An 11591-nucleotide genomic window follows, 5' to 3' on the forward strand; every position below is an offset into this window, starting at 1 on the left:
CAGACAGGAGGAATCAGAGAAAGTTCGCTTGTATCGAAAAAAATGTGATGCGGGCTGCATCACAACCCCCCCTTGGGCTACCATGGGGCCAGTTCTTAATCCAGGCCAATGATACTTATGAAAGCAAGTGTTGAATACCTTTGCGACGTACTCATCATTGGCAGCGGTGCCGCCGGTTTGTCCCTCGCATTGCGATTGGCAGACCAGGCCAAAGTCCTGGTTCTGAGCAAGGGGCCCATCAGTGAGGGGGCCACTCTCTATGCGCAAGGAGGCATCGCTGCCGTGTTCGACGAGACCGACAGCATCGAATCCCACGTGAGCGACACGCTCAACGCCGGGGCCGGGTTGTGTGATCCGGCCGTGGTCGAGTTCACCGCCCGCAACGCCCGCGAATCCATCCAGTGGCTGATCCAGCAAGGGGTTCCTTTCGATCAGGAAGAGGATGCCGAAGGGGAATCCCACTACCACCTGACCCGGGAGGGGGGCCACAGCCATCGCCGCATCTTCCACGCGGCCGATGCCACCGGCAAGGCGGTCCAGCTCACCCTGATCGATCAGGTCCGCGCTCACCCCAACATCCAGTTGATGGAGCGCTTCAACGCGGTGGATCTCATCACTACCCGCAAGCTCGGCCTGCCGGGCAACAAGGTGCTCGGTGCCTACGTCTGGAACCGCAACGTCGAACAGGTCGAGGTGATCCGCGCCCGCTTCGTGGCGCTGGCCACCGGTGGCGCTTCCAAGGTGTACCAGTACACCTCCAACCCGGATGTGAGCTCGGGCGACGGCATCGCCATGGCCTGGCGAGCTGGCTGCCGGGTGGCGAATCTGGAGTTCAACCAGTTCCACCCCACCAGTCTGTTCCACCCGGACGATCCCAACTTCCTGCTGACCGAAGCCCTGCGCGGTGAAGGGGCCTATCTGCGTCGCCCGGATGGCAGCCGCTTCATGCCGGACTTCGACGAACGGGCGGAACTGGCCCCCCGCGACATCGTCGCCCGCGCCATCGACCACGAGATGAAGCGCCTGGGTGCCGACTGCATGTATCTGGACATCAGTCACAAGCCGGCGGACTTCATCATCAAGCATTTCCCGACCATCCATGAACGTTGCCTCGCGGTGGGCATCGACATCACCAAGGAGGCCATGCCCATCGTACCGGCGGCCCACTACACCTGCGGTGGCGTGATGATCGATGGCAACGGCCAGACCGATATCCCGGGCCTCTACGCCATCGGCGAGGTGACCTACACCGGCCTGCACGGCGCCAACCGCATGGCCTCCAACTCCCTGCTCGAATGCGTGGTCTTCGCCCATCAGGCGGGGGCCGACATCCTGGCCAAGCTGCCCATGAGCGTGGCGCCACCGCAGCTGCCGGCCTGGGACGAGAGCCAGGTGGATGACTCGGACGAGCAGGTGGTGATCCAGCACAACTGGCACGAGCTGCGGCTGATGATGTGGGACTACGTGGGCATAGTGCGCACCAACAAGCGCCTCGCCCGTGCCAAGCGCCGCATCGATCTGCTCAAGCAGGAGGTGCAGGAGTACTATGCGAACTTCCGGGTCTCCAACAACCTGCTGGAGCTGCGCAACCTGTTGCAGGTGGCCGAACTCATCGTCAACTGTGCCCTGCAGCGCAAGGAATCCCGCGGTCTGCACTACAACCTGGACTACCCGGACATGCAGCCGGACTCCAAGCCGACGGTGCTGACCCCGGAACGGGACTGACTCTGCGTTTCTGATGAGCCAAAGCAGAGCCCGCGGACTGCACCTCTCATCCCGGACGACCCGGGACATGCAGCCGGACTCCAAGCCGACGGTGCTAACCCCGGAGCGGGACTGACTCTGCGTTTCTTATAAGCCAAAACAGATCCCGCAGACTGCACCTCTCATCCCGGACTGCCCGGGACATGCAGCCGGACTCCAAGCCGACGGTGCTGACCCCGGAACGGGACTGAATTCCCACTTGTGCCCATCCAGATGACCCCGCCCCGGCGGGGTCATCTGCTTATGGTCGCCGGGCTTTGCCCTTATCGGAAGGGGTGAGATGGATGGCGCGGGCCAGGATACGATAGTGTTCGGGAGCCAGAGCATCGGCGAAAAGCCAGAGCCGGGTGGCGGACGCCCCTTCAGCGGTGAGGTGCAGCCAGAGCACCCCGGGCAGGATGCGGCTGCGGGGATCGAGCCGATAGCGACGGCCCCGCCACTCCAGCCATTCGCCATCGTGGATCACTTCACCACAGACGGCACTGGCCCGCCCCCGGGCGAGCCAGAACCCCAGCAACCAGCAAGGCAGGAACAGCCCCCACTGCCAGCCCTGAACAAGGCTGGCGGCAGGCCAGAGCAGCAACAAAAAGAGAAGGGACAGCAGGCGCAGCTGCTGGCGGGAGACAAGCACGGGCATGCTCACCCGCATGGGGGATCAGCCCTGGCGGTCGTGGCGGGCCTGGTTGCGCTCCAGGATCAGCGGGATCATGGCGGCGAAGGCAGGATCTTCCGGCACCCCGTGACCCATGCTCCAGCGAAACAGCTCGGGATCCTCGCGCTCCAGCAGACGGATGAAGGTCTGCTGCTGCTCGTCACTCAGGCTGTCGAACTCGTGTTCAAAAAAGGGCATAAAGATGACGTCCAGCTCGAGCATGCCACGGCGGCAGGCCCACTTCAGGCGGGACTTTTCAATTGGGCTCAACATGGAACTCTCCTTACAAAGACTCGGGAATGGTAGCAGCTGGATTTTCCGGCTGACAAACATTCCTTACGTCTTTACCATGCAGGTCACATACTTTATGCCTTTGGACCACCACCGTGAGCCTGCTGACCCCTGTTCTGCCTGCCGAACCCAGCCTTTTCTCCTTGAGCGATCTCGCCATCACCCGTTTGCGCGGCACGGATCGCGCCAAGTATCTGCAAGGCCAGGTCACCTGCGACGTCAACGCCTTGCAACCGGGCCAGAGCACCCTCGGCGGTCACTGCGATCCCAAGGGCAAGCTGTGGAGCGATTTTCGTCTGCTCTGCCTGGAAGAGTCCCTGCTGCTGCTGACCAAGCCCTCGGTGCTGGCACGCCAGTTGCCTGAGCTCAAGAAGTTTGCGGTCTTCGCCAAGGTGGAGATCGACGACTATCCGGGCAAGGCGGTGGGTGTGGCGGGTCTGGGCAGCGATGCGTGGATCTCGGCCCAGTACGGCCTGCAGGAGACCGGCCTCATCGAGGGTGGCATGGCGGTGCGTGTGGAGGCCGATCGCTGGTTGCTGGTGAGCGAGCAGCCCCTCGCCATCGCCCTGCCCACGGCCGACGAGGCCCTCTGGTGGGGGCTGGATGTCAAGGCGGGGATCCCCCATCTGGAAGCCGTGCATCAAGGGGAATACATCCCCCAGATGTTGAACCTGCAGGCACTGGATGGCATCTGTTTCACCAAGGGCTGCTACATGGGCCAGGAAATTGTGGCCCGCGCCAAGTACCGCGGCGCCAACAACCGCGCCCTCTTCGTGCTGGCAGGCACCGCCACCGGCCCGGTCGCCAGCGGCGATACCCTGGAGATCCGGCTCGGTGACAACTGGCGCCGTAGCGGCATGGTGTTGAACGCCTGGCAGCAGGGTGGCCAGCTCTGGCTCACCGCCGTGCTGCCCAAGGACACCGAGGCCGATGCCGAGTTTCGCCTCAAGCAGGATGAGAGCGCTCATCTCACCCTGCAACCCCTGCCCTACTCCCTCGCCGACTGAGCCGCCATCCTGATCAACGGGGCACGCGCGCCAGCAGTGCCTCTTTGAGCCAAGCCCCCGCCTGCCCCAGCGGGCGGGCGCGATGCCACTGCAGCTCCAGCATCAACTCGGTCTGGCTGGCGAAATCCGGCTGCAACACTACCACTTCTCCCCGTGCCAGCGGCCGATGTAGCAGGAAGTCCGGTACGGATGCCCACCCCAGCCCCAGCTTGACCAACTCCAGGATCCCCAGATCCCCCTCGACCCACCACACCTGGGAAGAGAGACGGAAGCGGTTGCGCTCCGTCCCCTCTCGCCGCCCGGTCACCATCAGCTGGCGCGCCCCCTGCAAATCGCTCTCCCGCAGCGGCTCCTTGTGGGCAAGGGGGTGATCCGGGGAGACCACCAGCGGCATGCTGACCGCCCCCAGGGATCGTGCCACCAGTTCCCGCGCCGGCTGCATCTGTTGATAGCAGATGCCGAGCTGGGCCCGCCCGCTCTTGAGCAGTTCGGTCACATCATCCATCAGGGGAAACAGCAGCTCCAGCTCCACCGCCGGGTAGCGAGTGGCAAACTCCTCCAGCACGGCGCCGAGCCAGGGCAGGTGGGAATCATCGTCGATGGCCAGGGTCAGGCGCGATTCGATGCCCACCGCCAGCTCGCCGGCGATGGCCTGCAGTCGCTCGCTCTGGGCCAGCAGGATCAACGCCTCCTGCTGGACCCGGCGGCCCGCCTCCGTCAGCACCGGGTAGCGGCCGCTGCGATCGAACAGCTCGAGCCCGAGATCGATCTCCAGATTGGCGATGGCGGTGCTCACCACGGATTGGGCCTTGCCCAGACGACGGGCGGCACCGGAGAACGAACCCGTTTCCGCCGCCGCCAACAGTGCCTTGAGTTGCTCCAAGGAGAGATTCATCAGCTTATGCCCTCATTCATCTATCTGTTTTAGCGATAGATACCAACGAGCATCCATGGCTTTTAGCGATTATAGTCGCCGTCATCATCTCAACCAACACAGAGGGACACACTCATGCGCAACACTCGCGATCGCCTTCGTCACGCCATCGGCTTCGAATTGATCGGCCTGTTGATCGCCGCCCCCCTGGCAAGCTGGGTCACCGGGGTCGGCCTCAACCACATGGGGCCCCTGGCCCTGTTCTTCTCGGTGGTCGCCACCGTCTGGAACTATGTCTACAACATCGGGGTGGATAAATTACTGCTGCGTTATCAAGGCCATACCCACAAGGTACTGTGGCAGCGAGTCCTGCATACGCTGGGTTTCGAGGGAGGATTGCTGACCGTGGCCCTGCCGGTGATGTGCTGGTGGCTCGACATCGGGCTGCTGGAGGCGCTGGTACTGGATATGGGCTTCGTGCTGTTCTACCTGGTCTATGCCTTCGTCTACAACTGGAGCTATGACAAGGTGTTCCCCATTCCGGGCCAACCGGCGCAGCGGGCACTGAACTAAAGAAGGGATTGAAAAAAATGACGAGGCACCATCATGCGGCAGGCATGATGGTGCTGATGGGGAGGTTGGGGCTCAGGCCCCGGCCTTTGCCTCTTCGACGGGTGTTTCGTCTTCCCCCGCTTCCTGTTTCAGCATGGCCTCGAGATCGCTCTGGTACTGGGTCAGCATACGCTGGGCAGCCGTCATGTCGCCCTTGTGCAGGCGCTCAAACAGATGATGTTGCACCACGCCACTCAGATACTCCACCGTGATGGGCTGTTCCAGAGCCCCCAGCAGCTCTTCTTTCTCCAGCTCGGCGTTGATCTCATCGGCACTGGTACGCAGCAGACCGGACAGTTGCACCAGCATGCGGCGCTCGCCCTCACGCAACAGGCTCAACATCCGGTTTCTCTGCTGCTCATTCTGTTGGGTCATACATTTCCTTACGTAAAAATGGGAATAAGCCAGCCCATTTTGCCCTCTCCTTTTCACAGCGTCTATCTCGGACGCACCACTAATTTTCGTCCCCGGCGAAAGAGGCATGGCGGGTGCTATTTATCCTGGCGCTAGGTATAGTAGCCCTCTGGTTTATGGGCCTGTTTCACCCCTTTATGACGAGATTTTCACGCCATGACCGACGCTATTTTAGTGCTCTGCACCTGTCCAGATGAGGCCACTGCCGATCTCATCTGCGATCAACTGCTAGGCCGGCGCCTCGCCGCCTGCATCAATCAATTGCCGGGACTCACCTCCGTCTATCGCTGGCAGGGGCAGATTGAACGAGCCCGGGAGATCCAGCTCATCATCAAATCCAGCGCCGCCCTGTTCGAGCCCCTGCGCGAGTGCATCCTCGCACTGCATCCCTACGAGGTGCCGGAGATCCTGGCGCTGCCGGTCAGTCTCGGCCATCAGCCCTATCTCGATTGGCTCGCCGGGGAGACCGCATGAGACTGACCGCCCTGTTTACCCCTCTGCTGCTCCTGCTCAGCCTGCTGGCCAGCCCGGCGCAGGCCGCCAGCCAGGATCTGCTGAGCAGCCTCGGTATCGACACCGGCAGTCAGCCCCAGTTTCTGAAAGTCGATGAGGCCTTTCGTCTCGAGAGCAGCCAGCAGGGCAACCAGCTACGGCTGATCCTGCGCATCGCCGATGGCTACTACCTCTACCGCCACCGTTTCAGCTTCAAGGGAGAAAATCTCAGCTTCCAGCAACCCGGACTGCCCGCCGGCACCGAGCACGAGGACGACTTCTTCGGCAAGACCCGGGTCTATTACCAGGAGGTGCAGATCCCGCTCGTCCTGACCGAAGTGGGCCAGGGGGCCAGCCTCACCATCAGCTATCAGGGTTGTACCGAGGGCCTCTGTTACCCGCCGACCGACAAGCGGGTCGAGATACAACCCCTCGCGAGCGAGGCCCCTCAAGATGGCATCAGGGACGCCAGTCCTGCCGTCGACCAGCCCGCCAGCCAGCAGGATCAGCTGGCGGCCGCCCTCGGCAGCCAGGGTTTCTGGCTCAGCATCGCCGCCTTCTTCGCCCTGGGGCTGGGGCTCGCCTTCACCCCCTGCGTCTTCCCCATGTACCCCATACTGACCGGGATCATCGCCGGTGCCGGTGAACGCCTCTCCACCCGGCGCGCCTTTTTGCTCTCCTTCGTCTACGTACAGGGCATGGCCATCACCTACACCCTGCTCGGCCTGGTGGTCGCCTCGGCGGGACTGAAATTCCAGGCAGCCCTGCAGCACCCCTATGTGCTGATCGGCCTCTCGGTCATGTTCGTGCTGCTGGCCCTCTCCATGTTCGGGCTCTATACCCTGCAGCTCCCAAGCGGCCTGCAGACACGGCTCTCCGGCCTCTCCAACCGCCAGCAAGGGGGCTCGGTGCTCGGGGTCGGCATCATGGGCATGATCTCCGGCCTGGTCTGCTCCCCCTGTACCACGGCCCCCCTCTCCGGCGCCCTCATCTACGTGGCCCAGAGCGGTGACCTCTGGCTCGGTGGCGCGGCCCTCTATGCCCTCTCCTTAGGGATGGGGCTGCCCCTGCTGCTGATCGGCACCTCGGGGGGCAAGCTGCTGCCCAGAGCCGGTGCCTGGATGGATGTGATCAAGCAGCTGTTCGGCTTTGCGCTCTTGGCAGTGCCCCTGCTGCTGCTCTCCCGACTGTGGAGCGACGAGACCAGCACCCTGGCCTGGCTGGTATGGGGACTGGCGCTATGCGCCTACCTCTATCACCACAACCAGCATCGCACCCATTCGCTGGGCAAGAGCCTGTGTGGCTTCACTCTGCTGCTCGCCATGATGGGAGCCGTGGTGGTGGCAAAGGATCTGCTGTTGCCGAGCCAGGATGCCGCCGCGAGCACCCAGCGCGAAGTACCGCAGTTTATCCGCATCAAGACCCTGGATGATCTCAAGATCCAGCTCGCCGCCGCCCGCGGCAAGCCGGTGCTGCTGGATCTCTATGCCGACTGGTGTGTGGCCTGCAAGGAGTTCGAGCACAAGACCTTCAGCGACCCGGCGGTGCGTGCCCGCTTCGCCGACATGGTGCTGCTGCAGGCGGATGTCACCGCCAACGATGATGCCGACGTTACGCTGCTCAACGGCCTCAACGTGCTGGGGCTGCCGACCCTCATCTTCTTTGACCGGGATGGCAACGAAGTGAACGGCCAGCGGGTGACCGGCTTCATGGGCCCAGCGGAATTCCTGGGTCAGCTGGACAAGCTGCGCTAGATGGAGCTGCGGCGCCTGTCACCGACGAACCCAGACCACCGTCAGTGGCTGGAAGAGGTCGTGCTGGCGACGCCCGCCTACAGCTGGCTGACCGAGGGCAAGGCACCCGACCCTGCGGATGCCCTGGCGATCCTCAAGGTCTGCCCACCCGGCATCTGGGAAGACGACAAGTTTGTACTCGCCGTGCTGGAGGGAGAGGAGCTGCTTGGCTGCGTCGATCTTGTCCGCGGTTATCCCGATGCGCAGACGGCCTACCTCGGCCTGCTGCTGTTGAAGGAGTGCTGGCAGGGACAAGGGATCGGCAGCAAACTGGTCGCACGGCTCATGGAAAGGGCGGCCGGCTGGGGTTGCAGCGCCATGCGGCTCGGGGTCATCGAAACCAACCTGCCCGCCCTGCATTTTTGGTCCAGGCACGGCTTCCAGCAGGTGAATCGCAAGCGGATCTCCGGGTTCAGCGGCGATACCCTGGTCATGAGCCGCACCGTCAGCCATCCCTGCCCCCTCTCCTCAGGCCAGCCATAGCGCGCTGATTTTTCTGAGCATCCCTTGTATCTCGCCCTCACCGTGGCAAACTTTGCCCCTTGTGTCTCGTATCATCCGGAGTTTCGATGAAAAAGTGGTTCATCCCCCTGCTCGCCTGCTGGCTCTATGGCTGTGATGCAGGCCCTGGTGAAGAGGCCATCCAGCGTCAGGTCACCGCCAAACTCCAGTCAGACGCGGACGCCAATCTGTTTGACATCAGTGACTTCGCCGTACTTGGCAAGGAAGAGCGGATGGAAGGGGTCTATCTGGTCAAGGTCGGCTACCAGCTGCATTTCAAGCAGGGACTGGCACAACTCCAGATCCTGCACGACGAAGATCTCGTCTATGACAGAGTCGGTCCCTTTCAGCAGGAAATGGGGCTGATGGAGCTGGAGCGCAAATACGGCGAGTTCGAAGCCGGTCAGGCGCTGGCGCAGGAGCGCGAAGTCTGGATGATGAAAACGGAGCAGGGCTGGCGCCTGGCCGAGCCCGGCCAGCCTCAGGACAGCCCCGCCTCCTGATCCCCCTTACAGCAGGTCTTTCAACCGATACCACAACATCCCCAGCGCCAGCAGGGGTGAACGTAAGGACGGCCCGCCCGGGAAGGTGATGTGGGGCACCTGGCTGAACAGATCGAATCCCCGACTCTCCCCCCTGATCGCCTCCGCCACCAGCTTGGCCGCCATGTGAGTGGCATTGAGACCGTGCCCCGAATAGGCCTGGGCGTAGAACACATTGGGGTGACCCGGCAGGCGCCCTATCTGGGGCAGTCGATTCGCCCCTATGCCTATCATGCCCCCCCACTGGAACTCGATGGCGGTGCCCGCAAGCTCCGGGAACACCCGCAGCAGCTTGGGCAGCATAAAGGCCTTGATGTCCTTAGGGTCACGACCGGAATAGTTGCAGGCGCCACCGAACAGCAACCGACCATCGGCGGAGAGCCGGTAGTAATCGAGCGCCACGTTCTGATCGCACACCGCCATATTCCGGGGCAGCAGGCGCTGACGCAGCCGCTTCTCCAGCACCTCGGTGGCGAGGATGTAAGAGCCCGCTGGCAGCACCTTGCCCCCCAGTTCCGGGTTGAGATCATTGAGATAGGCGTTGCAGCCGATCACCAGATAGCTGGCACGGCAGCGACCATGGGCCGTGGTGACCTGCACCTTGTCCCCATAATCGATGTTGAGCACTCTGGACTGCTCGAACAGAGAGACGCCGAGGCTGGCAGCGGCGCGCGCCTCCCCCAGGGCCAGGTTGAGAGGATGCAGGTGGCCCGAGCCCATGTCGATCATGCCGCCGATGTAGCGGTCCGATCCCACCACCGAGTGCATTTCATCCTTTGGCACCAGCCTGGTCTCATGCTGGTAACCCAGGCTCGCCAGATGGGCCAGCTCCTCCTCGAAGTCTGCCAGATGGCGCGCCTTGGTGGCGAGATCGCAATAGCCCCAGCGCAGATCGCACTCGATATTGAAGCGCTCGACGCGATCACGCACCAGTTGCACCGCCTCCAGCCCCATCAGATCCAGCTCCCGGACCCCCTCCTCCCCTATCCAGCGGGCAAACTGGCTGGTGTCATGGCCGATGCCGCGAATGAGCTGACCACCGTTGCGTCCCGAAGCCCCCCAACCGATACGGTTCGCCTCCAGCAGCACCACCTTGTAGCCCGCCTCGGCCAGGTTGATGGCGGTGTTGAGGCCGGTGAAACCACCGCCGATGATGCAGACATCGGCATCCAGTTCACCGCTGAGTTCGGGCCACTGCTGATGATCGTTGCGGGTCGCCGCGTAATAGGAGGCGACGTGCTCCTGATGTCCGTGTCTTCCTGTCTGCATGCTCAGCATCCTGCCTTGGTTGCATTTGTTTACTAAATTAAACGCTTCGTCATCGATAATACCCAGCCCATGGATGCCATGCCAACCTGCCGGGATCACAGAAATGCAAAAGGTGCCCCGAAGGACACCTTTGATGCAAGACCGACAAGGCACCAACCGCCCTGCCGATCGCCCAATAAAAAAGGCGCCATCAGGCGCCTTTTTCTACCACAAGGTACTGATTACAGTACGTTGATGGCGTTCAGGTCGGAGAAGGCTTTCTCCAGACGGGCGATCATGGAAGTCTGACCGGCACGCAGCCATACGCGCGGATCGTAGAACTTCTTGTTCGGCTTGTCGGCGCCTTCCGGGTTGCCCAGCTGACCCTGCAGGTAGGCTTCGTTGGTCTTGTAGAAGCCCAGAATGCCTTCCCAGGTCGCCCACTGGGTGTCGGTGTCGATGTTCATCTTCACCACACCGTAGGAGATGGATTCGCGGATCTCTTCCAGGGTGGAACCAGAACCACCGTGGAATACGAAGTCCAGAGACTTGGCCGGCAGGCTGAACTTCTCGGAAACGTATTTCTGGGAAGCGTCCAGGATGGACGGGGTCAGCTTGACGTTACCCGGCTTGTAAACACCGTGTACGTTGCCGAAGGAGGCAGCGATGGTGAAGCGCGGGCTGATCTTGGACAGACGCTCGTAGGCGTAAGCCACGTCTTCCGGCTGGGTGTACAGGGCGGATTGATCCATGTGGCTGTTGTCCACACCATCTTCTTCGCCACCGGTGCAACCCAGTTCCAGCTCCAGGGTCATGTTCATCTTGGCCATGCGTACCAGGTACTCACAGCAGATGTCGATGTTCTCTTCCAGGGACTCTTCGGACAGATCCAGCATGTGGGAGGAGAACAGCGGCTTGCCGGTCTCGGCGAAGTGCTTCTCACCGGCGTCCAGCAGGCCGTCGATCCACGGCAGCAGCTTCTTGGCAGCGTGGTCGGTGTGCAGGATCACGGGAACACCGTAGGCTTCGGCCACGGCGTGTACGTGCTTGGCACCGGAGATGGCACCCAGGATGGCAGCTTGCTGGCCTTCCAGCTTCAGGCCCTTACCGGCAGTGAACACGGCACCACCGTTGGAGAACTGAACGATGACCGGCGCTTTTACCTTGGCGGCCGCTTCCAATACAGCGTTGACGGAGTCGGTACCGACGCAGTTGACGGCTGGCAGAGCGAAGCCGTTCTCTTTAGCGATGGCGAACACTTTTTGTACGTCATCACCGGTCAGTACGCCGGGTTTTACGAAGTCGAAAATTTTCTTAGACATGTTAAATCGTCCTGTTCTCGTATGCCGTTAATAAAAATGGGGGTTCATCACGAACCGGCACAGCGGTCACATGATAAAC

Annotated in this window: 13 protein-coding genes; 7 read left to right on the forward strand and 6 right to left on the reverse strand. The window is 62.2% G+C overall.

The annotated features are described in order from the left end of the window. The first annotated feature begins 117 nt into the window (after positions 1 to 117). The gene (gene nadB, locus ACW5W7_RS16340) at positions 118 to 1725 is read left to right on the forward strand and encodes an L-aspartate oxidase (protein ID WP_456502381.1); all 1608 of its coding nucleotides are present in this window, start codon (positions 118 to 120) and stop codon (positions 1723 to 1725) included. A 280-nt stretch (positions 1726 to 2005) separates the two neighbouring features. Here nadB and ACW5W7_RS16345 read toward each other — a convergent pair whose 3' ends face one another. Continuing rightward, positions 2006 to 2401 carry a protein YgfX gene (locus ACW5W7_RS16345; RefSeq protein WP_456502382.1) on the reverse strand — a complete coding sequence of 132 codons (396 nt, stop codon included), beginning with the start codon at positions 2399 to 2401 and terminating at the stop codon, positions 2006 to 2008. Positions 2402 to 2419: 18 nt separating this feature from the next. Further along, positions 2420 to 2689 carry an FAD assembly factor SdhE gene (locus ACW5W7_RS16350; RefSeq protein WP_349920998.1) on the reverse strand — a complete coding sequence of 90 codons (270 nt, stop codon included), beginning with the start codon at positions 2687 to 2689 and terminating at the stop codon, positions 2420 to 2422. Between the two features lie 119 nt (positions 2690 to 2808). On the opposite strand from ACW5W7_RS16350, the gene ygfZ reads away from it, so the two are divergent. Beyond that, the gene (gene ygfZ, locus ACW5W7_RS16355) at positions 2809 to 3714 is read left to right on the forward strand and encodes a tRNA-modifying protein YgfZ (RefSeq protein ID WP_456502421.1); all 906 of its coding nucleotides are present in this window, start codon (positions 2809 to 2811) and stop codon (positions 3712 to 3714) included. A gap of 13 nt (positions 3715 to 3727) precedes the next feature. Here ygfZ and ACW5W7_RS16360 read toward each other — a convergent pair whose 3' ends face one another. Next, positions 3728 to 4609: a LysR family transcriptional regulator gene (locus ACW5W7_RS16360; protein ID WP_456502383.1), complete on the reverse strand. Its 882-nt coding sequence runs from the start codon at positions 4607 to 4609 to the stop codon at positions 3728 to 3730. Positions 4610 to 4723: 114 nt separating this feature from the next. Here ACW5W7_RS16360 and ACW5W7_RS16365 point away from each other — a divergent pair, with 114 nt between their 5' ends. Continuing rightward, a complete protein-coding gene (locus ACW5W7_RS16365) occupies positions 4724 to 5161 on the forward strand; it encodes a PACE efflux transporter (protein WP_456502384.1) in 438 nt (145 codons plus the stop codon). A 72-nt stretch (positions 5162 to 5233) separates the two neighbouring features. On the opposite strand, the gene ACW5W7_RS16370 is transcribed toward ACW5W7_RS16365, so the two are convergent. Beyond that, complete coding sequence (locus tag ACW5W7_RS16370; RefSeq protein ID WP_434665645.1) at positions 5234 to 5575, reverse strand: hypothetical protein; 342 nt, start codon at positions 5573 to 5575, stop codon at positions 5234 to 5236. Positions 5576 to 5770: 195 nt separating this feature from the next. Here ACW5W7_RS16370 and cutA point away from each other — a divergent pair, with 195 nt between their 5' ends. The 4 genes from cutA (at position 5771) to ACW5W7_RS16390 (ending at position 8903) form a co-directional block, all read left to right on the forward strand. Next, on the forward strand, positions 5771 to 6088 hold the full coding sequence (gene cutA, locus ACW5W7_RS16375) for a divalent cation tolerance protein CutA (protein ID WP_434665643.1): 318 nt from the start codon (positions 5771 to 5773) through the stop codon (positions 6086 to 6088). Next, a complete protein-coding gene (locus tag ACW5W7_RS16380) occupies positions 6085 to 7860 on the forward strand; it encodes a protein-disulfide reductase DsbD (RefSeq protein ID WP_456502385.1) in 1776 nt (591 codons plus the stop codon). Before cutA ends, ACW5W7_RS16380 begins: the two co-directional genes overlap by 4 nt. Then, complete coding sequence (locus tag ACW5W7_RS16385) at positions 7861 to 8382, forward strand: GNAT family N-acetyltransferase (protein WP_349920992.1); 522 nt, start codon at positions 7861 to 7863, stop codon at positions 8380 to 8382. A gap of 86 nt (positions 8383 to 8468) precedes the next feature. After that, complete coding sequence (locus ACW5W7_RS16390; protein ID WP_349920991.1) at positions 8469 to 8903, forward strand: hypothetical protein; 435 nt, start codon at positions 8469 to 8471, stop codon at positions 8901 to 8903. Between the two features lie 6 nt (positions 8904 to 8909). Here ACW5W7_RS16390 and ACW5W7_RS16395 read toward each other — a convergent pair whose 3' ends face one another. Then, positions 8910 to 10211 carry an NAD(P)/FAD-dependent oxidoreductase gene (locus ACW5W7_RS16395; RefSeq protein WP_456502386.1) on the reverse strand — a complete coding sequence of 434 codons (1302 nt, stop codon included), beginning with the start codon at positions 10209 to 10211 and terminating at the stop codon, positions 8910 to 8912. Positions 10212 to 10432: 221 nt separating this feature from the next. Next, positions 10433 to 11512 carry a class II fructose-bisphosphate aldolase gene (gene fbaA, locus ACW5W7_RS16400; protein WP_456502387.1) on the reverse strand — a complete coding sequence of 360 codons (1080 nt, stop codon included), beginning with the start codon at positions 11510 to 11512 and terminating at the stop codon, positions 10433 to 10435. Positions 11513 to 11591 lie beyond the last annotated feature (79 nt).

This window comes from Aeromonas intestinalis (genome assembly GCF_054052485.1).